Raw genomic sequence first — 24,194 nt, 5'->3', positions numbered from 1 at the left:
GCTTTGTTTAAAGGAATTAATTATGATTTTTAAGATAATCTAAAACTACAGTGTGATGGTTTGTCGTTTTAAAGTCATTAAAGACTTTTTCGATTTTACCATCTTTACCAATCAGAAAGCTTATACGATGGATACCGTCATAAGTTTTTCCCATAAATTCTTTTTCTCCCCAAACACCAAAATCTTCAGAGGTTTTATGGTCTTCATCAGAAAGTAGGGTAAAATTCAACAATTCTTTATCGACAAAACGTGATAATTTTTCCGGTTTATCCGTACTAATACCAATAACAACTACATTATATTTCTTAAAATCATCAGCGCTGTCACGTAAGTTACAAGCTTGAACTGTGCAACCAGGTGTCATCGCTTTAGGATAAAAATAAAGTAAAATTCTCTGACCTTTAAAATCTTTTGAACTAATTAGCTCGCCATCTTGGTCTGGTAGAGAAAATTGAGGTGCTTTTTCGCCTTCTTTTAGTGGATTAACCATAAATTCATTACCTATATTAATAGTTAAAATTTTAATTGTTATGGGGATATTTATTATATTTTATCAATTTAAATTATGTTTTTAAAAAAACGACTTGCTGCATCAATCGTATGATTGATTTCTTTATCTGTGTGCATAAGTGACATGAAACCTGCTTCGAAAGCTGAAGGTGCAAAATAAACTCCTTCACTGAGCATATGATGATAGAATTTTTTGAATAATTCAACATTACAATTCATTACATCCTTATAACTGCTTACTTCTAGAGCAGTTGTAAAGAAAAATCCAAACATTCCTCCCGCATGATTAACCACAAATGGTACATTAAAACGTCTTGCTGCCGACAATAGACCATTAACTAGTGTAGCAGTTTTCTCCGCTAATTCTTGATAAATACCTACATCCATCAATTTGGTCAAAGTAGTATAACCAGACGCCATAGCAACTGGATTACCGGAAAGGGTTCCTGCTTGATAAATTGGTCCGGTTGGAGCTAATTGTCGCATGATTTCACTACGACCTCCAAAAGCACCAACCGGCATACCTCCACCGATAATTTTACCTAAGCAAGTCAAATCAGGAATAACATCGTAATATTCTTGCGCTCCACCTAAGGCAACTCTAAAGCCAGTCATTACCTCATCAATAATTAATAAAGCACCATAATTATCACATAAACTTCTTAATCCCTGTAAGAAGGACTTTTTAGCTGGAACACAGTTCATATTACCTGCGACGGGCTCAATGATAATTGCGGCTATCTCATCCGGAAACTGATCAAATTGTTTTTTTACCGATTCTAAATCGTTATAATCACAGACTAAGGTATGTTTAACAAAATCTTGAGGTACCCCAGGAGAAGTCGGGTGACCAAAAGTAAGTGCTCCAGAACCCGCTTTAACTAATAAATAATCCGCATGTCCATGATAACAGCCTTCAAATTTGATTATTTTGTCACGACCGGTATAGCCACGGGCAAGGCGTATTGCACTCATGGTTGCCTCAGTGCCTGAATTTACCATGCGTAACATCTCTATAGATGGCATCAATTGAGTAACGAGGTTGGCCATTTTGATTTCAATTTCGGTTGGTGCTCCATAACTTAAGCCTTTACGAACGGCATTAATCACAGCCTCTGCTACATCGACATCATTATGACCTAAAATCATTGGTCCCCAAGATCCGACATAATCAATATATGCTTTTTCATCAACATCATAAATATAAGCACCATCAGCTTTTTCAATGAATAACGGTGTTCCATCAACTCCATGAAAAGCACGTACGGGCGAATTAACACCTCCTGGTATTAAAGTTAATGCTTCTTGGTAAAGTTTTTCTGATTTGAATGTTTTAAGCATAATTATGATCTTCTCTTTAGAAATTGTTGTCGTATTTATTCATAAAATTAACTTAAATTCAAGCAAGCCATACAAATTTAACTAATTGATGTTTTCATTTTGTATTTTCCTTTTTCAACAGTATATAATATAACAGTAATTAAATTAGGAGAATAAAATGAGCGATGCGTTACCAATTAACTTTACTGATGCTGCTGCAAATAAAGTAAAAACTCTAGTAACGGAAGAAGAAAACCCTAATCTTAAATTAAGAGTTTATATCACCGGTGGTGGGTGTAGTGGATTTCAGTATGGTTTTACATTTGACGAAAAAGTTAATGAAGATGATCTAGCGATTGAAAAAAATGGTGTTTCACTTCTTATTGACCCTATGAGTCTACAATACCTTGTTGGAGGTACAATAGACTATGTTGAAGGATTGCAAGGATCACGTTTTGTGGTAGATAACCCAAATGCAACCACCACTTGTGGTTGTGGTGCGTCTTTTAGTGTTTAACCAATTCCTAATCGTTAATTAAATTTTTTATTATTCTTATTTAAAATTTAAAACATTTTTGGAGACGGTTGATTAAAAATCCCCTCAAATGTGACAAACATTGAGCAATTAAATAATTATTTTAATTTTTTTATTGACGTAATATTTAAGATAGGTAAAATGCACAACATCCAAAACTCAGTTACCTTTCAGTAATAAGTTTTGAGCCCGGGTGGTGAAATCGGTAGACACAAGGGATTTAAAATCCCTCGGCCTTTTTGGCCGTGCGAGTTCAAGTCTCGCCCCGGGCACCATTTAAAACACCTCTCATGCGGGAATAGCTCAGTTGGTAGAGCGCAACCTTGCCAAGGTTGAGGTCGCGAGTTCGAACCTCGTTTCCCGCTCCAAATTTATACGCGATCAGAAGTCAAATTTTGACGTATCAGTGGCACAAATCCTTAGGCGATGACCATCAGGATCATTAACAACAAAAGTATAACCAAAATCGAGCATTTGTGGTTCAAGTTCAATTTTTAAGTTAAGCTTTCTCCATTCAGAATAAATTTTATCTACTTCATCTTTTGTTACATCACTTAAAGATAGTTCAAAACCACCGTAATGCTTTGGTGCTTTAGGGGTTATTTCATCTGCTTGTTGTAATCCCAAAACAAATTCATCTTTCAACAAAAAAACTGCGAATCCAGGATAAGTTTCTATAGGTTCTTGTGCAAATAGTTTTGTATAAAAGTCAGTACTTATATCGACGTTTTTAACATAAATAATTATGCTATTCGGTTTAAACATTTTGGCTCCTTTAAATATATTGCTATTAAACAAATTAAAATATGTAAATTACATTATCTGTATTATGATGGAGTAATAGTGACAACAGTTTGTCATATTTAAAATTACTTATTGATTATTTTAATGACCTAACATATGAAAATTAACCGCATCATCACTATCATCATGATATTGCTTCAAAAAGAGAAAATAAGTGCTAAGGTGTTGGCTGATAAATTTGCTGTATCTTTACGAACAATCTATCGAGACATAGAGGTTGTTGAAAATGCAGGTATACCGATTATCACTTTTAGAGGAAGTCATGGCGGGATTAGCATCCTAAAAGATTATAAAATCAGCAAAGGGTTATTTACTAAGGATGATGTTATTATTTTGTTAAAAGGACTTAATTTATTATCTTCGCCAATATTAAACGAAAATGAAAAGTCAGCCACACTAGAGAAAATTAAATGCTTGTTAACTCAACAAGAGTTCAATCAAGTAGGAGATGATGTAGGCAAACTAGCTATAGATTTATCACCATGGTTTTCGAAGGAAAATATTAACAACAAAATAGCCATCATTAAAATGGCGTTACAAGAACAGTTGCTGTTATCTTTCAATTATATAAAAATAAAAAATGAAAAAGTTTTGCGTACAGTTGAGCCTTACAAAATGCTATTTAAAGAGAGACAGTGGTATTTACAGGGTTATTGTTTGGCTAAAAAAGATTTTCGGATATTCAAACTATCCAACATGTCTGACATCAACAAAACAGAAATCAAGTTTATTCGCAAATCAGTTCCTGACATGTTCGCGGGATTTAAAAGCAACATGCAACAAAAAATCTTTAAAATAAAATTATTAATCGATCATTCTATCTTAGAGCGGGTATTAGATTATTGCGCTGAAAAAGATATTGAAAAACTTAATGATGCACAATATCTAGTGAATTTTGACTTTATTGATGATGATTACAGTTATGGTATCTTAATGAGTTTTGGACCTAACTGCATTTGTTTAGAGCCGGAACATGTCCGAGAGCAAATAATTCAACGTAGTGAAAAACTCCTTACATCTTATTACAAGTCTCAATTAAATTGAAAACGATAGAATAAAAGATTTAATTAAGCTATTTTATGCAAAGTAACCAGACCATTTAAAGATTATCATTTTGAATAAAATTAAATTTTTTGATTTTCTTAATAGATGATGAAATTTGATTACTAATAAATATTATTTTAGTCAGCAAACAAGCAATTCAATTTAAGAAAATCTTGAAACTTTCCATTTTAGTGTTAACCATCTTATAATATAAACAAATCGTTGATTAGAGTAATGCATTCATGAATATAAAACAACTTAAATACTTTCAGATACTCGCTAAAAATCAACACTATACTTACACTTCCGAATATTTTTCTATTAGTCAACCAAGTCTTAGTCATGCTATAGCTGAATTAGAGAAAGAGGTTGGTATTAAGTTATTTCAGAAGAAGGGGCGTAATGTAGAGTTGACCAAAGAAGGGGAACAGTATCTCCTCTACGTTAATCAAGCATTACAATCGTAAAATGAAGGTGAACAATTTATAAAAGAATTAACTAGCATATCGCATGGACATATCCGATTAGCTTTTGTTTATTCATTATGTATGGGGTATGTACCCAAAATTATTAAAGCGTTTACTAGCTTACCGGAATATAAAAATATTTCATTTTCTTTTTATGAAGATTTAAGCGCTAATATTGTGCAAGAGCTCAAAAGTAAACGTTATGATATCGGATTATGCTCTTATTTGCATGATGATCCCGAAATAGAATTCACGCGTTTAGCTAAGCAAGAAATTGTTTTTATTATCTCGAATGAACATCCGCTATCTAAACGCAAAAAACTAGATCTAAAAGATATTGCTAATGAGCCGGTAATTTTATATACCGAGCGTAGCGGTATGAAAGGTTATCTGGATAGTATTATTAGCGAATCAGGGGTTAAACTGACCAATGTGGTTAGTCATGTTGAAAGTGAAAACGCCATGATTGGTTTAGTATCCATCAATTACGGTATAGGCATGATGATAAACGTACCTGTTCCAGAACAAGCAAATGTTTCATTGATACCAATGAATAAAAATCGTCAAAAACGTGAAATTTATGTCGCAACCGTTAAAAACAGACCACTGATGCCGGTAGCGCAAAAATTTTATCGATTTTTAACCCAATATTGTGGAGATAGTTTTTTTAATAATTAATTTTGTGCTACTATTCATATAATTATTTAATAAATGTTGTTATTTACATAGATAATTTAAATATATTTGTTAAATGATAAACTTAAAACAACATATGTTGTTTTAGAAATTGATTAATTTCGGTAGCTAGAATAATTTGATGAGAGAAAAATGACACCATTAATTAAAAAAATTAGCTTAAGCAATTCTGTATCAATTGAACAGTTAGGTTTTGGTACTTTTAAAATTGTTGATCAGCAAGAAGCCAATAACGCTATCATGACGGCCTTAAACGATGGTTATCGCTCATTTGATACTGCTCAACTTTATAATAACGAAAAAATACTTGGCGAAGCTTTTGCTAATTCGGGTGTAGCTAGACAAGACCTATTTTTAACCACTAAGGTAAGTAACCTCAATCAAGGTTATGAACTAACATTAAAATCCGTTGAACAATCCTTAAAAGATTTACAAACAGACTATCTAGACCTGTTCTTAGTCCATTGGCCATTAAAAAATCATTTTTTCGATACTTGGAAAGCGCTAGAAAAAATTTATGAAACAAAAATGGCTCGGGCAATTGGTGTTTGTAATTTTCATCAATCTCATTTTGAATTGTTAAAAACTCAAGCAAATATCAAGCCAATGATTAACCAAATTGAGATTCATCCTTATTTAGTGCAAAAAGAGTTAATCGAATACTTAAATAAAGAACAAATTGCGATCGAGGCTTGGAGTCCGCTAGCTCGAGGTCGGGTTGTTGATGAACCTTTATTAATAAATATTGGTAAAAAATATCAAAAATCTGCTTCACAAGTAACATTACGATGGCATGTGCAAAAAGATCTTATTGTTATCCCTAAATCGGTTAACCCTAAGCGTATAGCGGAAAATAGACAAATTTTTGATTTTGAACTCACTGAAGACGAAATGCTGCAAATCGATAGTTTAAATGAAAACTTTCGAACAGGCCCAAATCCTGATAATATTTATCAAAAAAATGGCTTTTAAAATATAACATATGTGATCTTTAATGCTTTATTTCTTAGAATAATTTTAAAACGTTATTTAAAATATTAAATTAAGATTACATATTCTTATCTCTCTTCTAGTTGGTAAACTTTTCTATAAATCGTTCCTCATGCCTGAATTAATCGTCACATCTAGCGGTTTTCTATTTTTTAATATTGAGACCTAAAATTAATTTTTATTTCAATTAAATCATCAATAGTTATTAACAAAATTATTTTGATAATAAATGTTTACAAATATTTGTTATATAATTGTCTGATATAATTACTGTTTATAATATTTTATGGCTGTATGTAAATAATTGTTTTAATTATGTATATAAAAATAACATATAAGAGTACTAGGTTAATGATATGAGTTTTTAAAATGAATAAAACCATCTTTCTCGTTAGAGCGCGAGCGTCAGGAAAAACAACAATGGAGCGTTTACTTGCTGAAAAATTACATTACACATTTATTGATAACGATTTTAATTTATATGAAACCACCAAACAAACTGTGGCTGAAATTGTAGAAAAAGATGGATAGTATTCTTTTTATCGGTTCCAGCAAACATTCTAGCAGAACGATTAATGTAAGATCCGAATATCGCTCAACGCCCTTCGTTAACGGGTTTATCTATTGCTGACGGGATGGAAAAAATACTTGAAGATCGTCATCATGTTTATATGGATTGCGCAAGTCATGTAATCAATGTAGATTATCAGGAGATGCAAATATTAGGGCAATTTTTAGAAGTGCTCAATATCGACTAAAAAATTTGTTTTTTTAATGATTAGTTCATTACCATTAAGATGAAATTCCTGTGTTTGTCCATTTTAAATATCATTATTTCTTATAACTATTTAAATATAAATAATAATTAATTAATGGCACAATTCCTAAGGTTATTTCTTCTTTTATTAAAACACATTTACCGCTAATATTAACTTTAATAGATTTATGAATTTTTTAAATTAATAATGGAGTATTAACTAATGAATATCTATAAGAGTAGCTCCTGTTCGATAGCAGGGTCTATCTATGCCAATTACATTATTCAAAGTATCGCTTTAATCGTAATTATGCAATTTTCTGTCGAAATCTCAGCGCAACTTAATACTGATCTAGTCGGTGTTGGTGGTGTTGCTGCTGGAATAGGTGTTGGTAAAATATTGTTAATGTTTGTTGGTGGAATACTATCTGATAAATTTGGACGTAAACCATTTATTCTTATGGGTATGTGTTGTTACATAATCTTTTTTATTGGGATACTTTTTTGTCATGATGTAAATATTGCTTTCTTTTTGGCTATGTTTATTGGGGCAGGAAACTCATTTTTAGATACAGGTTCAATGCCTGCATTAACCGAATGCTTTCCTCGTTCTGCAGGCACAGCGAGTGTTTTAATTAAAGCATTTATCTCAATGGGTACATTAGTTTTACCATTTATTGTTACTCTATTTCATACTTATCATTTATGGTATGGTTATGCTTTCCTTGGCTTTGTCACTTGTATTGTTATAAATTTCTTATTTTTAATATCAAGAAAATTTCCTTCTAAAAATACAGTTATTTGTGGTAATGAAGGCCATAGTGACTATTTTATTGGCAAACCCAATATTTTATTTGAAGGAATTTTGTTAATCATTATGGGCTTTACCACTACAGCAACCTTTGTCATCATATTACAATGGTTACCGGCAATTGCTGAAAATGGTATTGGAATGGATCCAATCGCCTCTAAACAATTAATTAGTTATTATAGTATCGCATCAATAATTTCCGTGTTTATTACTGCTTATATCGTTAAAAAATTCATAAAACCAATTTATTGTATTATTATTCTGCCACTACTATCGGCATTAATTTTATTAATGTTCCTTTTTAATCTTAATCCTACAATGAGCTTAATAGCAGCAATTGGCATGGGGTTGACAGCGGCCGGAGGGGTATTACAACTTACCTTGGTTGTTATGCAACAATTATTTCCTAATCATAAAGGCTTTGCAGTTGGAACCATGTATACTCTAAGTGGCTTATCATTTATCGTTATCCCCTTAGTAGTACCAGAATTAGCAGTAACAAATGTTAGTTACGCGATCTTAGTTGATCTTGTCATCGCATCAACAAGTGTAATATTAGGTTTAATTGTTTATTCACGTTTCAAAAAAGTTATTGATATGAAGAAAATTTAATAACTATTTGCGTCGTAATTTTAAAAAAGCATCTTATTGCAATAAGATGCTTTACCATTTCATAATACTTTTACTGAAAATAATCGGCATAAACATTAATAACTTTATGGTTATTCCCAAAACAAAATCAAGTTGCATTTTAATAGGTAGCTATCTGTTTGTCAGTAATCATTAAGATAATTATTGATTGTATCTATCCTAATTTCAGCCATATTTAGGATTCATATGCGAAAATTCGTTCCTATTTTTTATGTCCATCCTGTGGATAATATATGGGATATATATACTTTCTAGGACTTAAACTAAGTTATAAAAAAGAGTTTATTGCACCTTCTATAATTTCTTCTGGTACTGATTACATCAAAGTAAAAGATATTAAATACACTTTTTTGCCATTCCGATTCAATACTTTGGTTTATTCTCTTTGGTATTGTTATGCTATCGATATCTATATTTATAATATTTTAGTTAAGAGATTATCTACGGAAGATTGTTGAATGATTAACCACAAGTCTGATTCAGCATATTTGTGGCTTTTTATTCGTTAATAATTGTTGATTGTAATTGATAACACAATCTTATTTACGATTTAGTAGTTCAAAAATTTTATGATATCTAGCAATAATCACCAATGCTAAAATTGCTCCTATTACCGCGATAAAGGTGTCAAACAAGATAATATTAGCGATACTGATTTTGGAAATAATTCTGGTCATAACTGGTATAGAGAAAGTAGCTAAACTAGAAGAGGTAAAGAAAATACCAAGGACTTTACCTTTACCTTCAGGATAAAATTCTGACATGGTGGTTAATGCTAATTGTAAAACTCCCCCAGCTGCTGTAAATCCTAAAATAAAACCACCTGCAATAAATAAAGTAGGCCGAAGGGAATAAGAATAAAATGAACAATATAATTGCTGATAAACAAGGATAAAAAAACACTATATAAACCGAACGAATCTAGTTTTTAACTAATATTGAGGCCAAAATAACATTGGCTAATGTTCCAATAACATAATAATTAATAGTTTGAGCAGATGCTGAAGGACTCATCATTGCAACCGATTCTGAGAATTTAGGTAACCATATTGATACTAAATAAATTGTCGCGATTGATGTATAACTAATAATGATAAAACAAACACCTTCAATCCCAAAGTTAGCTTTTTGTTTTAATTTTGGTAATGGTTTTGCATCTTGTTCTACGGATTCTTTTGCAATTTGTTTAGCTATCGGTTGTTTATGATTTGGGAAAGGCATTTCTAATACAGCTAAAGCATTAAGGGCTAAAATAGCAAACGCAAAAAAGGAATGACCAACCATAATAAGCATTAGAAACGATAATCATGGTCATCACAATTGGTAACACAATGTCCACCAGCAATGGCCGCTTTGGTTAAAATTGATGCTGTTCCGGCCTACTTAGGAAATGATTCCATTAATGCTGGGCTAGCGTTGAATTAGCAATACCACCTAAAAAAGCAAACATAAATGCGACTTGGAGATTTGGACTAATCAAAATGCCAAGCAAAAAGCCTATATAAAATAAACCTCCTAAAAATACGAAAGGTTTACGACCAAATTTATCTGATAGTGCACCCATAAAAAACAAAACAATTAATCGCCCAATCCCCAAACCAGAGATCACATAAGCAATCCCCGCACTGTCGGTATTTAATCGATTAGCCAAAGAGTCCATATTTTGAGTTAGAATGATTGCCCCATATCATGAACAAAATAGTTCATGTATAAGCATATCGAAGTGGTGATATAGTTATTTTTTTAGTGCATCCTTTTTTGAATAATTTAACTAGCTTCTGATTAATGAATAATTAATATGGATTTATTTATTTTTATTTATAAATCAGTAGAATAGATTTTTTTAATTTCTTCATTCCATAATCATACTTAAATAATTTTAGCGATTATTTTATTTATTATGTTTAAATTTATAACAAAATAAATTAAAACAACAAAATCTATAGATAAAATGTTTTATTATTTTCATTATTAGCTTTTTATTTTTACTAAATTCAGCTAAATTATTTAAAATTTCAGGGAAATTGCATGGCAATTGAACGCCGTATAGGGCTTGCGGCGTTAATGGTTTTAGATGTATCTCCCGCAAAGCAAGTTATTCTGGCTGCAGAAACTGATTATATTCATGTTGGTTTAAGGCTTATTCTTGCCACACCTACTGAGCTGGTTTATGCGACAGTTGGTGATACACCATTAATTCGGGAAGTCGAGAGACGATTAAAAGAGATAGGTATCAAAGTTTTATATATTGAAATTTTTCGGCTTAAACCAGATACCCGAGTTATCAATTTTTTGCCAGTATTAGAAACAGGGATTTGTTTAGGTGCAAGCCAAGTATTATTAGGGCCGGTAATGATTCTGATAAAAATAGTTTAGCTGATAATTTTGCACGATTATGTGAAATTTCAGCGCCATTAGGTATTGCAATCAACATTGAACCAATACCTTGAACTGATATTCCTACCGTTAATTCTGGGGTAGACTTATTCAAAGTCGCCAACCAAAACAATTAAGGTATGATTATTGATCCATTGCATTTTGATCGTGGAGCTAATACTCTGGAGGACTTGCAGAAAGTACCTAAGGATTGTTGGCGCTATATGCAATTATGCGATGGAACTAAAGAGAAACCAAAAGATACCGAAGGATTACTTTATCAGGCAAGAAATTATCGATTATCACCGGGACGTGGCGGCATTGATTTAGTATCATTATTAAAAGCTTTACCAGAAATGCCGATTTCAATTGAATGTTGTAATGATGAATTTGCGTTGAGTCATTCTCCAATTGAACGAGCTAAAATGTATCTTGAAGATACCAAAAAATTACTTAAACAAGTCGCTGAATCTTAATAATAACTAATTGGAGAGAAGTATGAGAGCAAACATCGATGGACATTTTTTATTAATCGGACTAATGGCTTATCCAATTCGACATAGCTTATCACCGAAAATGCAAAATATAATTTATTCTAAACTAGACGTTCCTTATGTCTATTTAGCTTTTGAGGTGACACAAGAAAAATTACCTGATGCGATAAAAGGATTACGCGCATTAGGTTTACGAGGTAGTGCGGTATCAATGCCAAATAAACAACTGGTCTGCCAATATTTAGATAAATTAACACCGGCTGTTGAGCTTATTGGCGCTTGTAATACCATTTCTAATGATGACGGTGTTCTAACCGGATATAACACGGATGGAATGGGATACATGCGTTCATTAAAAGAGGCAGGTGTTGATATTATTGGTAAAAAAATGACATTACTTGGTGGTGGTGGTGCCGCAAGCGCTATTGCTGTACAGGCTGCACTCGACGGCGTTAAAGCGATTTCTATTTTCAACCAAAAAGATGAGTGCTTTGATAAAATTGTTGAAATAGCTAAGCGAATCAATGAAAAAACTGATTGTAAAGCCACGGTTTATGATTTAGATGATCAAGCTAAATTGCGTCAAGAAATTGCTGAAAGTGCCGCATTATGCAATGCTACTGGTGTCGGTATGAAACCGTTAGAAGGACAGAGTCTGATTACCGATCCTAGCATGTTAAGGAAAGATCTCGTTGTAACCGATTGTATTTATAGCCCACGTAAAACAAAATTACTGGAAATTGCCGAAGCCCAAGGTTGTAAAACTTTAAACGGTATCGGAATGATGTTATGGCAAGGTCATGCACAAATAAAAATTTGGACAGGACAAGATGCTCCGATTGATTATGTAAAAGAAAAAATGGGTTTTAATGACTAAAAAATTTTAGTTAACTTAATATAATTAATATAAATATTAATATCAGCATAAATTATCCTCTTAATAATTTTGATTAAGAGTAAAGAAAAAAATAAATTGGTGATCAGATGACAAAGATTACAGTAAAAGGTTTAGATATAGGCGTTGGAGCGCCTAAGATTATCGTTCCAATTGTAGGTAAAACAGAACAAGAGTTAGTAAATGAAGCTGAATTTTTAACGCAAATCGATTTCGATATGGTTGAATGGCGAGTGGATCATTTTCAAAATGTTGATGATGTTGAAAAAGTAAAACAAACAGCAAACAAATTACACGCAATCATTGGTCACAAACCAATTTTATTCACATTTCGAACCGCTAATGAAGGCGGTGTCTATCCAGCTCCGGTGGAATTTTATATCAATCTAAATAAACAGATGATTAAAACTGGCTTGATAGATCTTGTCGATATCGAAGTTTTCACTGGTGATCAATATGTTGAAGAAATTGTTGAATTAGCTCATCAACATAACGTTTTAGTTATTGCTTCAAATCATGATTTTGATAAGACACCAGCAAAAGATGAAATTGTCGCAAGATTACGCAAAATGCAAGATCTCGGTGTAGACATTCCTAAAATCGCAGTAATGCCGCGTTCGCGTGAAGATGTCATTAACTTATTGGCCGCAACAGCTGAAATGAAAGACAAATATGCGCGTAAACCACTCATTACCATGTCAATGGCAGGAAAAGGCGCAATTAGTCGAGTTGCTGGTGAAACCTTTGGTTCTGACCTTACCTTCGGCGCAGCAAAAAATGCTTCAGCACCTGGGCAGCTTGATGTTAAAGAGCTAAGACAAATTTTGAATATTTTACATAGAAGTTTAGCTTAAAAATAATGACTTTCTTACAAATAATCTAAAAAGATTAAGTGATTAAAAAGTTTGTCGTGAAGTAAGTCAAAGATATAAACCGTCAAGTCGAAATGATTAACCGTAAATAACAATGACCCATATAAAGATAATATTAGTGGTCTGTATGAATAATAATTGGTTAGGTTTAGAGAGTGATATGTGCTTTATCACTGGTGCGGTTAGGTGGCATGGGGGGCGAAATTTGCTAAACAGAAAGCAAATTTAGTACTCATTGATCTTAATGAAACCAAATGCCAAGATTATACCGCTGAATTATCTAAAAATATGGTATTAAAGCGATAGGGTTGGCTTGTAATAAACTGATGAAAGAAGTGTTGACGATGCTGTTGCTTTAGTCAAAAAACAATTTGGTCTCTGTGATGTTTTATTCAATACTGCGCAATTTTAAAATTCTGTCCGTTAGAAGATTTACCGCTTGATGAATAACAACTAACCATTAATGTCAACATGACAGGTTATTTCCTAATGTTTCAAAGTTTTGGTCGTATGATGATCGAACAGAAATCAGGTCATATGGTACATATTTCAACGGTAGCTACACATACGCCAGAAATCTATAGTGGCGCATATAGCCCTACGAAAGCAGCTATTTCCATGTTTATCAAAACAAATTACTCCCGAATGGGGACAATTTGGCATTCGTTCTAACGCTGTTTGCCCATGTTTTGTTAAAACTCCATTGTAAAAAAATTCTATTAAGATAAAGAAGTAGAAGAAGGTCGTACACGAATGATTGCTATTCGTCGTAATTAGTGAAACAATTGATATTGAAAATGCTGTTTTATATTTAGCCAGCAAACACTCAGATTACTCTAATGGTGCCAAATTAGTTGTCGATGACGGTTATGAAATCATGTTTGGTGACTTAGTGCCAAGACCTGATGGGTGCCGTCAATTTGCTATTCAGAATAAATTTTATCTACTTTATCTTTTGTAATATCACTTAAAGATAGTTCAAAAGCACCATAATGCTTTGGTGCTTTAGGTTTTATTTCATCTTCTTGTTGTAATCCCAAAACAAATTCATCTTTCAATAAAAAAACTGAGAATCCTGGATAAATAACTGTCAGAAAGAGTCTGTAATAGTGATCTAAAGTTCAATTTTATTGTTGGTAATAAATAATATCAAGCATAGCCACTCGAAATTGCCAAATCTGTTTTTCACTATTATCGCGAGGACAACTAGATGACCACCATACAGAATAAATAATAATTGTTATTAAATTATTCCAGTACTTTTCATATCTGATATTTGAAGATAAGTTAAAATCTTTGCGTAATCCATTTCGATTTTTTGAATTCAAGCATATAAAGTAATCAGGGCGTTTCATTGCTAATAATCTACTAGTAGCCGCAATTCCATCTCCACCATCGACAAATGCAAGTTTAAATTCTTCAATAAATTTATCATAATCTTTTTTGTTCACAATTCCTGTGGTAGGAATATGGTCAAGTGCATTTGATATATGAATATTATTATTTATATGCTCATAAAGTTTTCCAGCAGCGCACATGCTACCAAAGCATCTCCCTACAGATTCTTTATTTTTTCTGAGTCCCGCTACTTGTTGTCGCTGTGTATCGCTAAATGTTGAAAAAGATTTATCTTCATTGAAAAAATTTTTAATCTTTTGTAATACTTTTAAACGTTTTTTAAGTGATTGGCGATTAGAATTTATAATTTTTTTATAATGATCTTCCCATTTAAGATCATAAATATCTGAATTCAAAACATTTGAATTATAACTTTTTCTATCTAGATTTCTATAAGTTCATAATTAGATTACTAAAAAATCCCATTATTATTGAGTGATTGTATCTTTTCTACACCTCTTTCAATTACATCCCAATGTTCTACTATTTTATGATTTTCAACGCGAAAAATATCACATACTTTATTAATACTACCATCAGCAAGAGTACATTTATGGAATATGTAAACCATATCACCTTCACTGCACAGGTTAATAATTTCAAATTTAGGTTTTAATTGAAGAAAATTTTTAAAAAAGTTAATAAAAGCTTCACGGCCTGTTTCAACTTTAGGGTTGTGTTGGATATAATCTTCGATAACATATTCGGGAATTTTATCAATTTCGCCATTAATAAATACGTGTTGATAAAATTGTTTAACTAGCTCTTTATTCGTCATAAAAAATACCATTTTATTAATAATAATGAGTATTATATCACTATATTAGGTTAATGATGCAGTGGTTAACGAGATGTTAAATGATAACTTTCATCTAGAAAATCAAATATTTCTTTATCGGTTAGTGGTCCAGAAAGAACAATACTAATCCAGTGTTCTTTGTTCATATGATAAGCGGGCAAAATACCTTCTTTTTTCTTAACGATCCAATATATTCTGGTCTGAGTTTGACATTTAATATATCCACTTCTTTATCATCGTTGAAACCTAATTTTGTACCAGGCACATTCATCACAATAGCAAACCACTTATCACCATCATCGTGATGCCGTAATACAGCATACCTAGGAAAAATGTTCCAAAGATAATTAGGTTCTGCATGAAATTGCTTTTTGGCATAGTTTAATAACGTTTCCCTTTTCATAATGACTCCTTGGAGTATTAAATAGATAATTGGAACATTAGTTTATGTGATGGAACTAAGCAGTTTAACTAATGGTTTATAGTTTAGTATTAAATATGCATTGACAGACTAGATGTAACAGTGATTATTTATCAATAAAATTCAGTCCTGCTGTGATAATATTTTTAAAACTAAATCAAAACTATCATGAATCATCTCATCATAAAGTGATTTATTTTCTTTATAAACAACGCTGATATTGATTAATCCTTCTAATATCACCATTAGTTGGTTGGTTAAAGTTGTCTGTTGTGGCGTTTTGGGCAGTTGGTCATGGATCAGTTTGCGGATAAATTCTTTATGCTCAATTACCAGTTATTGTACTGCTTGATCGTTATGAATTTCTTCTTTAGCTCTAACAAATAAGCAGCCATTAAAATCGTCTTGATTAAACCAATCAAGGTGCCATTTGAATATTTGCATAATTGACTCATAATGATCAAGATCAGCAATTGCTTCAGTAAGTTTTTGTTTAAAACGTGAATCTCTTATTTTCAATATTTCAAAAATTAAATTATCTTTATTACCAAAATATTTATATAGCGTTGTTTTAGAACAACCTGATTGATCTCTAATTTCATCAACCCCAACATTGCCAAATCCTTTTTGATAAAAGAGTTGCTCGGCGGTGTCCGCTATTAATTTAGATGTTTTTTTCATTTTTATCCAAAGTGTTTGATATATGAAAAAATTTGTACTAATACAAAAATGAACATAGTTGTTCATTTTTAGGTTTACAGCCATACTTTCACTCATTTAGTCTAATAAAGAATAATGAAATCAATTTTTTTCAGCAAGGGAAAGTTGCCAACAAAATCAAAAAATAGTGAATTATTACAAAGTTTAGTTGGCAGTTTTGGTTCTATTTTTTTAATGGTTTTAGTCATTTTATAAATTACACCATTTATGATGCCATCTTTTGGAGCAAATTGAGTAATTTTATTTTCAGTATCACTGTCACATTAGCAGTTGCTGGTACAATCAAAGGTACATTGCTCGCAACAGGTACTGCTATTAGAATATATTGTTAGTGATAATATTGATAAACCTAATTAAAACAGGCCCTGAACTACTTGCAAAAAAGTAATTATCGATTAAGTTTAAAAAAACATATTTCACTTCATAGTTTACGTTAGTTTTCATCCAAGACTAAATAGAACAATACTTAAAATAAGGTTACAGTGGGCAAGACGTTCTAACTGAAGTATCGATAACTTTAATGGGTATGGCTATGTTTAAGGAAAAAATTAATCAAGTTGATGGGATAATTTAAATAATAGGTAGTTTTATATTTTTATTTATAACTTGAGCCCTAAGGATATAATTAAATCTAAAGGCAAAATGGTGAGCCTAGCCAAAATATTAGACAGTGCTCACCTTTATAATATTGTTATTTAACTGATATTATTTTTATTCTTCAGCATCCGATAAATTTTTTAATTTGGACGGTTTTGAAAAAAGAATTATGATTAATTGAATTAAAAAACCGATTAACACTGCAAGAATACAACTTTTCACACCAAAATTTGCACTTATGTACACTCCTATTGCTGCCCCCAAAGGTCGAGCACCAAATGTAACAGTCATTATCACCGACGATACTTTAGCTATCATATTACTAGGCGTGATTAGCTGTCTTAATGATACTGTTGATATAGTCCATATAATAGGTCCAAATCCAAAAAAGAAAAAGGCTACAAAAACTAATATTTTGGCAGAATATATAAGAGTTAAGAACATCAAAATTGAAGCCATAAAAGCAGATATAGGCCCTAAAGACAGTTGAAAACCAAAATTAATTTTTTTAGATATAATTTTGTATAAAAATGATCCTATTAACATACCTAAACCAATTAAACTTAATGAAGCTCCAACTTCAAAAGAAGTAAAGGATAGATTATTGATAACATAATAAGCAAAAATAGATAATAACAAGTATTGCGATAGATTAAACACAAAGGCTGTTATGGTTATTGGCATAAGATATTTATTTTTTATTAAAAAAATCAAACCATCACAGAGTTCTTGAATAATATTTCTTCCAGATTTTTCTATAAGTGGCTCTTTAGGTAAACATATTAGAAAAACAGCGCTTACTATTGAGAGCGAAAAAGCCAAGATGAACGCTAACCCGCCAGATAAATAACTAGCAAGAATACCACCTAAAGCTGGCCCAGCTGTAAAAGCCACACTTTTGGCAATTTCTATTGATCTATTGGCATTAATAAGTTGCTCTTTTATGACAAAAGATGCCACTAAAGCCGGACTTGCTACACTGTAAATAACGGTACCCATGGCTATGAAAAAACCAAATAATGCAATTTTATTGATTGATAGAATCCCTGAGAACGTCAAATAAAATAATATAAATATAGCCGTTGCTCGAACTATTTCTATTATGATCATTAATTTTTTTCTAGATACTCTATCTGCAATTACTCCCATCGGAATCGATAGTAATAGAAAAGGCAAAGTATTTATCATTTGTATAAAAGCGGTTTCAGCTGCTGAAGCATTCATAGATAGCACTGCTATAATCGGTAGCACGGCTATTATTATTTGTTCAGAGAATTGCGCGCATAAATTTGAATAAGAAATCTTATGAATTAGCAATTTGTTCATCTTCTCTTCCCATTATTTATTAGTAAATTACCATAAGAAATTTTAGTAAAAATGTATTATTTGCGATCGCCAATATTACTGTTAATCGCGTGTTCATCTATATGCAAGTAAGCTTTTAATTAGATCTATGTATGGAAGGATAGGTACCTTAATGATCGCTTCCATACATTTTTATTTTCTATTAAAGATTCATGTCTATCTTTTACAATAGAAAAATTGACTGCATAAATATTATAATTTCTGCGTTTTTGAATTTTATTTTTAACACTTTCCATTTATCCTTTCTTTGTGTTTACTCGATTGTTTATTTTTAAGTTATAGTAAAATTCATTCAGCATTGTTAACAATCCGAATCTTGCTAAAGTTTCAAATGACTGTTGTCAATAATGTAAAAAATTGGGTAGGTAGCACTAATTAATATTGGTTTTATTAGATCATTGTTATGAAAAAAATAAAGAGGTGAAAACAATGGCAATTAATTAACCGTGTAGAAAAAACAGTCTTACGAACGTGTTTTAAAGTAGGTAGTAATACTGAATCAAAATGGAAAGAAGTGAGTTAAGATTGTTGATAATTATGACCTAATTAAATTAGCGCCAAACAAATGTATAATTTAGTACCAAACGACTGGTTTATATACTGATCAAAATAATCGTAACGCTAAAAGGATGTGCTTGCAAAACCCTCAGTTATTTCTTCTTTATGAAGCTAGCTTTAATTATTACTAGTTTATTGTAGTCAATCATCTGTTTTAGCGCCTTCCCAACCAATCATCGCGGCTTTCCGATCGCAACCCCAATGGTATTGCCCCAGTAATCCTGTTGATTTTATAACCCTATGGCAAGGAATTAAAAATGCTACTGGGTTATCGCCAATAGCAGAGCCAACCGCACGGCTAGCTTTTGGATTATTTATTTTGTTTGCTATGTTGCTATAGGTTGAGAGTTTGCCCATAGGGATTGTTAATAAAGCCTGCCATACCTTAAGTTGAAAATCAGTACCCTTGATATGTAGCTTTATTTTATCTAGTCTTGACCAATCTTGTGTAAATACAATTATTGCATTTTGTTGAATCTGATCTCTGTGTTTATGGTACTGAGCATTAGGATATTGGTTTTTCAATAATTTAAGTGATGATTCTTCGTTATCAACAAAAGCGATATAACAAATTCCTTTTATTGTTGATGCAACAATGGCCCTTCCAAAAGGGCTTTCAACAAAACTGTAGTTAATTGATAAGTTTTCACCGCCATTTTTATATTCTCCAGGAGTCATACCTTCAATATCAATAAACAAATCGTGTAATCGGCTCGTACTTGACAACCCCAACTCATAGGTTGTATCCAATAATGAAGCTTTATCTTCTTTTAGAAGTTTTTTAGCATGAGTTATATTGATATATCTTAGGAATTGTTTAGGACTAACGCCCGCCCAGTTAGAAAACATACGTTGAAAATGATAAGAACTTAAATTTACATGCTCTGCTGCTTGTTCAAGTGTCGGTTGAGATTTATAGTTTTCACTCAAATATCCGATAGCTTTTCTTATTCGAGCAAAGTCTATCTGTTTTTGTCTTTGTATCATGAATACTCCGTTTCAACTAGCCAGTGAAGCAATGTAGGAATGTTCTTGTTCATTTGAATATTGACTAATCTGTTTTAATCCTCGGAATAACAAATTATATTCACAAAAAACAAGCGTACAGTACCTAAATTCGTACCAGATCCAATCTCTCTTCTTAAATTTTTCAACGTAGTTACTTGAATCTGTTTATTAGTATTTGGCTTTTTAGCACCACTATCAGCCAGTTTTAAATAATCACTTTTGGATAACTTTTCATGCTTTTTTTATTATAATTAATGATAGAACCTATAATATTTAAAATTTAAACAATTAAAAACCCGAATCTTGCTATTAAAATAATTCATTTTGCAAAGTAAATAATGAGTGCATTGGCTTATCTTTGATTATGTCGGTTTCAAGAAGATCACCTATTAATTTAGGCGAACATTTATTATGTAGGCGTCTATTAGCTAGGACTTTTCTCTTTGATGATGTTGCATAACAGTATACACATCCAAAAGAGCAGGTATCATATGTTCCAATATCAATACTTTCTATACATTGACAGATCGGTCGCTGATTTTTATCTTTCTTAGCCAATAATAAGCGACCAGTCAACTTTTCAATGCGTGTTTTATCGATACAAGCTCCATTAGAAATATTGCAATTCAATAACTCTATTTCCTCAGCACATGTTTGTAAAGTTAGTTGATTAAATCTAGCAATTTCAGATAGTGAACTGCATAGATTTAATATGTCAGCTAACTCTAATTGTATGATTCGTTCTTTAATTAAAGACTGTCGTATGTGTGGATAATCATCAATAAAACTAATGATACAGGTATCGGTGTAACCGCGAAGAGAGGAAGCAATTTGATTAAAAAAATTGATGTGATAGTCAACTGTATAGTGTGTATTGATTAATATAGGATCATATCGCCAAATAACACGATCTTGTCCAACTTGCTCAGCTAATTGCTTGAATATTGCTATTCGTTTTTGCAAAGAGGGAAGATGTTTTTCAATGTCTGTTTGATATGCTGTTAATGTAAACTGAAAATAAAAAGGATACTCAGAAAGCTTTACCAGTTTATTTAACATAGAAGATGGGTTTTTAGTCCAAAATACAATGCAATCAACTATATCGGGTGATAGAAAAATGCGACTTAACTGCTTTGAATTCCTCGGATTAGGAACCAGTACAAAACCATCTTTTAGACGGTTAAAAAACCACGAAGAGTAAAAAGCAGGAATATCTGTTCGGCGGCTAGCACTAATAATCATAATTTATTTATTTTTCTTTCTTTCTTTTCATGGTTCGAATGATGATTTTTGTATTAAAATCCACTTTCAAAGATTCAGTTATTTTTTGTAATGCTTTATTATAAATCCAATCATCTAGCTGATTTTTCTGCAAGTATGACATTGTTAACGTAGGCAACTCACGAAAGTAAATAGAAATCGCCCATGCAACAGCCATCTTAACATAGTAATCATCGTTTTTTATTTGATCAAACAAAGTGAATGCTTTCTGCGCATACTCATCATCTACAAAATAAAAAAGTAACATGACGACAGCAAAGCGAATATCATATGGTTTATCCGATGCAAAATAGGGCTGCAGGAATTGCCATACAAGCTCTTTTTCTGAAACCTCAAACTTTAAACCACAACAAAAACTATCACAGACTGACCAGTTATCAATTTTAGAGATAAATTGTTTCACATAACGTGAACGCTCAGTCCATGGCAATTTAATTTCATCTATAATCATACCTTGTAACATCACTTCCTCGAAGTATAAGTGATTATCCATTGCAAGGTAGTATTCATAATCAAGCTGTGCTATTTTTTTTGCTATTTTACGGAGTCTAGGTAATCTCACACCTAATAAATTATCAACATTGGGAATCAGCTTTGTAGCAAAGATTCGATAATTTTCTTCTGCTATTTTTTCAAGCTCTATGCGTATTTTCTCTCTCATAATATGATTTTATAAATTATATTATGTATTACAATCTGAATCTTGCTATTTGATAATTATATTCTTTATATTGTAAAAAATGTTTGCGTTTCGCTCAAAAATGACTAGCCATGGGGGTTGCAATTGTCGCAATGCAATATTTTCGAGCGGTGCATCCACCAGCCGGTGCTAATCCATTGGTTATTTTATTGACTGCGGACAATATCGATTATGATTTAATTTTCTTTTATTTCCGGTATTGTCTGGCGCAGTAATATTAGTTGCTATTGCTTATATAATTAATAATTTTTTCAATAAAACTCATTGGCCAATTTATTGGTTAGCATTGTTCAGTAGTAAAAAAGAGTCTTAATCTATTGTTAGTGAAGAGAAGGCTACTCAAATTTAAACAACTTAGTTTGTTGATCTAAGTAGGTAAGTAAATCTGGCATGCGATGTTTGCCTGCCATCGATTTAATGTCTTGTGCTGCTTTGGTTAATGCTGTTCCTAATGACGTGACATATAACGGCTTATTACTTTGGCCGCGTGTCACTTCTATCACATATTGACTATTATCAGCAAAGGACTTTTTAGCAACACCAATAATAGGTATCTTTTTATCAAGGGATTGATATAGATGACCACCTAAGCCAAGCTTACCGTCATTTAAATGAACATAACCGTCAACAATAATCGCATCAATTGTATTGAGATCGACCTGAGACAATAACGCTAATATGCATGGTAATTCACGTTGATAAAATTGGCCTGATTGATATGGGGCAACATTTGATTGGTAATCAGTGATAACGGATTTTATCTCCTTAATACTATCAGTAAATTGCTCAAACAAAATACCGACCGTTTTCGCTTTATCATCTAAATAGTAAACATCTATTGCAAGTATCATTTTTTTAAATTCCTTTTTAGAGTAGAATAGCACTGCTCTCATATATATCTCACTATTAAAAAACAATTTGTCGTTTGTTTCAAATAAATAAAAATTTAGTTCCTGATACATCTTGTTAACTGTTATTGATCCAATTACGCCAAAAACATTGGTCGTTTAAATTAGATCGACACTAGGAGGTTAGTAATGTATTTACTCGAAATGGCACCAAAATTCTTAGTTGCACTTATTATTTTATTGATCTACGTTAAATTATCAGGTAAAAGCCAAATAGCGCCAATGTCGCAATTAGATCAAGTTGGTAGCATGGTTATTGGTGCGTTGGTAGGGGGAACGTTACTCAATGCTAATGTTTCAGCATGGGAATCAGCTGGAGCCGTAGCGATTTGGGCGGGACTGCTTATTTTAGTTCGATTCATCAAATCTAAAAACACAAAATTACGCGATGCCATCGACGGTGAACCTATACAACTGGTTAAAAATGGTCATCTGCTATCTGACAATTTTATTAAAGCAAATTTACCAGTTAGAGATTTCGAAACGTTAATTAATATTCAAGGTATTTGCGCATTTAGTGAATTAAAACAAGTTTGGTACGAATTAAATGGCTCTTTAACTATTATCAAAAAAGGCGATAAAGATATCGCGGTATTAGTGATTGAAAATGGGGCTATTAGCCAAGACAATCTTGAACAACTTCATAAAAGTGAGACTTGGCTTAAGCATGAAATTAAAAAGCAAGGATATAAAGATATCAAAGAAATCTTTTGTGCAGAATGGTTTGACGATAAATTATTGGTTTACCCTTACGATGATGTTCGTAAGTCAAAATCAGAGAGTAAAGAATAATGACTAAAAATACAAAATAAAAGGGTGAGAGGGGTGAAACTCGACGCCCCTCTTATTGGAAACTTATTATCGAAGTTGACTATCTTTACTGCCACGACGATTATATAACATGGCGGATTTTGCCAATTGCTTATCTACCTCTTGCTGACACGCCAAACAATATTGCACGCCGGGTAGAGCAAGTTGTCGTGCTTTTGCAATAGTTTCGCCACATTCAACACAAAAATCAGCACTTGGTTTATCGTGTTTTAGTTGGCGTCTGGCAAGTTCAATAGCATCAATAATTGTGCTTTCGATTTGTTGGTTAACAGCATCATCAGATGCCCAGCCACTAGCCATTATTTCACCTCCTAAACAATTACATTAGATTAATAATATGGTGATTATCTGAACAGTTTCAAGTAATATAACCGCATATCTATCAA

Annotated in this window: 28 protein-coding genes, 2 tRNA genes and 2 pseudogenes; 16 read left to right on the top strand and 16 right to left on the bottom strand. The window is 32.0% G+C overall.

The window, feature by feature from the left end:
* Positions 1 to 16: 16 nt before the first annotated feature.
* Positions 17 to 490 (bottom strand): thioredoxin-dependent thiol peroxidase, encoded by a 474-nt coding sequence (bcp, locus tag B6C99_RS00670; RefSeq protein ID WP_086358053.1) that lies wholly within the window; start codon positions 488 to 490, stop codon positions 17 to 19.
* Between the two features lie 68 nt (positions 491 to 558).
* On the bottom strand, positions 559 to 1,851 hold the full coding sequence (gene hemL / locus B6C99_RS00665; RefSeq protein ID WP_086358052.1) for a glutamate-1-semialdehyde 2,1-aminomutase: 1,293 nt from the start codon (positions 1,849 to 1,851) through the stop codon (positions 559 to 561).
* A gap of 157 nt (positions 1,852 to 2,008) precedes the next feature.
* Here hemL and erpA point away from each other — a divergent pair, with 157 nt between their 5' ends.
* The 3 genes from erpA to B6C99_RS00650 all read left to right on the top strand — a co-directional run bounded on the left by erpA (position 2,009) and on the right by B6C99_RS00650 (position 2,733).
* Entirely contained in the window at positions 2,009 to 2,347 is a 339-nt protein-coding gene (erpA, locus tag B6C99_RS00660) for an iron-sulfur cluster insertion protein ErpA (protein ID WP_086358051.1), read from the top strand.
* Positions 2,348 to 2,552: 205 nt separating this feature from the next.
* A tRNA-Leu gene (locus B6C99_RS00655) sits at positions 2,553 to 2,640 on the top strand.
* Between the two features lie 17 nt (positions 2,641 to 2,657).
* Positions 2,658 to 2,733: transfer RNA gene (locus B6C99_RS00650), tRNA-Gly, on the top strand.
* 13 nt (positions 2,734 to 2,746) lie between these two features.
* On the opposite strand, the gene B6C99_RS00645 is transcribed toward B6C99_RS00650, so the two are convergent.
* Positions 2,747 to 3,130, bottom strand: coding sequence for a VOC family protein (locus B6C99_RS00645; RefSeq protein ID WP_086358050.1), 384 nt, complete (start codon positions 3,128 to 3,130; stop codon positions 2,747 to 2,749).
* 135 nt (positions 3,131 to 3,265) lie between these two features.
* On the opposite strand from B6C99_RS00645, the gene B6C99_RS00640 reads away from it, so the two are divergent.
* The 6 genes from B6C99_RS00640 (at position 3,266) to B6C99_RS00615 (ending at position 8,546) form a co-directional block, all read left to right on the top strand.
* The gene (locus B6C99_RS00640; protein WP_086358049.1) at positions 3,266 to 4,213 is read left to right on the top strand and encodes a YafY family protein; all 948 of its coding nucleotides are present in this window, start codon (positions 3,266 to 3,268) and stop codon (positions 4,211 to 4,213) included.
* 242 nt (positions 4,214 to 4,455) lie between these two features.
* On the top strand, positions 4,456 to 4,680 hold the full coding sequence (locus B6C99_RS00635) for a LysR family transcriptional regulator (protein ID WP_086358048.1): 225 nt from the start codon (positions 4,456 to 4,458) through the stop codon (positions 4,678 to 4,680).
* A gap of 18 nt (positions 4,681 to 4,698) precedes the next feature.
* The gene (locus tag B6C99_RS00630) at positions 4,699 to 5,358 is read left to right on the top strand and encodes a LysR substrate-binding domain-containing protein (RefSeq protein WP_371265798.1); all 660 of its coding nucleotides are present in this window, start codon (positions 4,699 to 4,701) and stop codon (positions 5,356 to 5,358) included.
* Between the two features lie 150 nt (positions 5,359 to 5,508).
* On the top strand, positions 5,509 to 6,348 hold the full coding sequence (locus tag B6C99_RS00625) for an aldo/keto reductase (protein ID WP_086358046.1): 840 nt from the start codon (positions 5,509 to 5,511) through the stop codon (positions 6,346 to 6,348).
* Between the two features lie 387 nt (positions 6,349 to 6,735).
* Positions 6,736 to 6,897, top strand: a complete 162-nt coding sequence (locus B6C99_RS00620; protein ID WP_086358045.1) for a shikimate kinase — start codon at positions 6,736 to 6,738, stop codon at positions 6,895 to 6,897.
* 449 nt (positions 6,898 to 7,346) lie between these two features.
* On the top strand, positions 7,347 to 8,546 hold the full coding sequence (locus tag B6C99_RS00615) for an MFS transporter (RefSeq protein WP_086358044.1): 1,200 nt from the start codon (positions 7,347 to 7,349) through the stop codon (positions 8,544 to 8,546).
* Between the two features lie 578 nt (positions 8,547 to 9,124).
* Here the strand turns inward: B6C99_RS00615 and B6C99_RS13325 are convergent.
* From B6C99_RS13325 to B6C99_RS13315, 3 genes are all read right to left on the bottom strand, one after another.
* Complete coding sequence (locus tag B6C99_RS13325) at positions 9,125 to 9,349, bottom strand: hypothetical protein (RefSeq protein WP_216819331.1); 225 nt, start codon at positions 9,347 to 9,349, stop codon at positions 9,125 to 9,127.
* A 157-nt stretch (positions 9,350 to 9,506) separates the two neighbouring features.
* Positions 9,507 to 9,869 (bottom strand): hypothetical protein, encoded by a 363-nt coding sequence (locus B6C99_RS13320; RefSeq protein WP_216819330.1) that lies wholly within the window; start codon positions 9,867 to 9,869, stop codon positions 9,507 to 9,509.
* A gap of 115 nt (positions 9,870 to 9,984) precedes the next feature.
* Positions 9,985 to 10,236, bottom strand: coding sequence for an MFS transporter (locus B6C99_RS13315; protein WP_216819329.1), 252 nt, complete (start codon positions 10,234 to 10,236; stop codon positions 9,985 to 9,987).
* Positions 10,237 to 10,613: 377 nt separating this feature from the next.
* Here B6C99_RS13315 and B6C99_RS00600 point away from each other — a divergent pair, with 377 nt between their 5' ends.
* From B6C99_RS00600 to B6C99_RS13605, 5 genes and pseudogenes are all read left to right on the top strand, one after another.
* Positions 10,614 to 10,961 (top strand): hypothetical protein, encoded by a 348-nt coding sequence (locus B6C99_RS00600; protein ID WP_086358042.1) that lies wholly within the window; start codon positions 10,614 to 10,616, stop codon positions 10,959 to 10,961.
* A gap of 140 nt (positions 10,962 to 11,101) precedes the next feature.
* Positions 11,102 to 11,437 (top strand): hypothetical protein, encoded by a 336-nt coding sequence (locus B6C99_RS00595; RefSeq protein ID WP_086358041.1) that lies wholly within the window; start codon positions 11,102 to 11,104, stop codon positions 11,435 to 11,437.
* A gap of 22 nt (positions 11,438 to 11,459) precedes the next feature.
* Positions 11,460 to 12,332, top strand: a complete 873-nt coding sequence (locus B6C99_RS00590; protein ID WP_086358040.1) for a shikimate dehydrogenase — start codon at positions 11,460 to 11,462, stop codon at positions 12,330 to 12,332.
* Between the two features lie 107 nt (positions 12,333 to 12,439).
* Positions 12,440 to 13,204: a type I 3-dehydroquinate dehydratase gene (aroD, locus tag B6C99_RS00585; protein WP_086358039.1), complete on the top strand. Its 765-nt coding sequence runs from the start codon at positions 12,440 to 12,442 to the stop codon at positions 13,202 to 13,204.
* 145 nt (positions 13,205 to 13,349) lie between these two features.
* Positions 13,350 to 14,183, top strand: a pseudogene (locus tag B6C99_RS13605) (SDR family NAD(P)-dependent oxidoreductase).
* Between the two features lie 166 nt (positions 14,184 to 14,349).
* On the opposite strand, the gene B6C99_RS00575 reads toward B6C99_RS13605, so the two are convergent.
* The 8 genes and pseudogenes from B6C99_RS00575 to B6C99_RS00540 all read right to left on the bottom strand — a co-directional run bounded on the left by B6C99_RS00575 (position 14,350) and on the right by B6C99_RS00540 (position 22,030).
* On the bottom strand, positions 14,350 to 14,976 hold the full coding sequence (locus B6C99_RS00575) for a hypothetical protein (protein WP_086358038.1): 627 nt from the start codon (positions 14,974 to 14,976) through the stop codon (positions 14,350 to 14,352).
* A gap of 56 nt (positions 14,977 to 15,032) precedes the next feature.
* Positions 15,033 to 15,398 (bottom strand): ester cyclase, encoded by a 366-nt coding sequence (locus tag B6C99_RS00570; RefSeq protein ID WP_158092410.1) that lies wholly within the window; start codon positions 15,396 to 15,398, stop codon positions 15,033 to 15,035.
* A gap of 65 nt (positions 15,399 to 15,463) precedes the next feature.
* Positions 15,464 to 15,822, bottom strand: a pseudogene (locus tag B6C99_RS00565) (MmcQ/YjbR family DNA-binding protein).
* Positions 15,823 to 16,176: 354 nt separating this feature from the next.
* Positions 16,177 to 16,521, bottom strand: coding sequence for a TetR/AcrR family transcriptional regulator (locus tag B6C99_RS00560; RefSeq protein ID WP_158092409.1), 345 nt, complete (start codon positions 16,519 to 16,521; stop codon positions 16,177 to 16,179).
* Positions 16,522 to 17,271: 750 nt separating this feature from the next.
* Positions 17,272 to 18,483 carry an MFS transporter gene (locus B6C99_RS00555; RefSeq protein WP_086358035.1) on the bottom strand — a complete coding sequence of 404 codons (1,212 nt, stop codon included), beginning with the start codon at positions 18,481 to 18,483 and terminating at the stop codon, positions 17,272 to 17,274.
* A gap of 738 nt (positions 18,484 to 19,221) precedes the next feature.
* Positions 19,222 to 20,064, bottom strand: a complete 843-nt coding sequence (locus B6C99_RS13590; RefSeq protein WP_172400304.1) for a methylated-DNA--[protein]-cysteine S-methyltransferase — start codon at positions 20,062 to 20,064, stop codon at positions 19,222 to 19,224.
* Positions 20,065 to 20,397: 333 nt separating this feature from the next.
* On the bottom strand, positions 20,398 to 21,330 hold the full coding sequence (locus B6C99_RS00545) for a DUF1848 domain-containing protein (RefSeq protein WP_086358034.1): 933 nt from the start codon (positions 21,328 to 21,330) through the stop codon (positions 20,398 to 20,400).
* Between the two features lie 7 nt (positions 21,331 to 21,337).
* Positions 21,338 to 22,030, bottom strand: coding sequence for a DNA alkylation repair protein (locus B6C99_RS00540; protein ID WP_086358033.1), 693 nt, complete (start codon positions 22,028 to 22,030; stop codon positions 21,338 to 21,340).
* 110 nt (positions 22,031 to 22,140) lie between these two features.
* Between B6C99_RS00540 and B6C99_RS13295 the strand changes: the two genes are divergently transcribed.
* On the top strand, positions 22,141 to 22,284 hold the full coding sequence (locus B6C99_RS13295; RefSeq protein WP_216819325.1) for an HPP family protein: 144 nt from the start codon (positions 22,141 to 22,143) through the stop codon (positions 22,282 to 22,284).
* Positions 22,285 to 22,404: 120 nt separating this feature from the next.
* Here the strand turns inward: B6C99_RS13295 and B6C99_RS00530 are convergent, their stop codons facing one another.
* Positions 22,405 to 22,962, bottom strand: coding sequence for an endonuclease V (locus tag B6C99_RS00530; RefSeq protein WP_086358032.1), 558 nt, complete (start codon positions 22,960 to 22,962; stop codon positions 22,405 to 22,407).
* Positions 22,963 to 23,106: 144 nt separating this feature from the next.
* Between B6C99_RS00530 and B6C99_RS00525 the strand changes: the two genes are divergently transcribed.
* Complete coding sequence (locus tag B6C99_RS00525; protein WP_086358031.1) at positions 23,107 to 23,769, top strand: DUF421 domain-containing protein; 663 nt, start codon at positions 23,107 to 23,109, stop codon at positions 23,767 to 23,769.
* A gap of 66 nt (positions 23,770 to 23,835) precedes the next feature.
* Here B6C99_RS00525 and B6C99_RS00520 read toward each other — a convergent pair whose 3' ends face one another.
* Entirely contained in the window at positions 23,836 to 24,108 is a 273-nt protein-coding gene (locus tag B6C99_RS00520) for a DksA/TraR family C4-type zinc finger protein (RefSeq protein WP_086358030.1), read from the bottom strand.
* Positions 24,109 to 24,194: the final 86 nt, after the last annotated feature.

The sequence above is a fragment of the Gilliamella sp. N-G2 genome, from assembly GCF_002142215.1.
Taxonomy (GTDB): domain Bacteria; phylum Pseudomonadota; class Gammaproteobacteria; order Enterobacterales; family Orbaceae; genus Gilliamella.
Note: the sequence above shows the minus strand (reverse complement) of the source record. Positions and strands in the feature narration are given on the sequence as shown.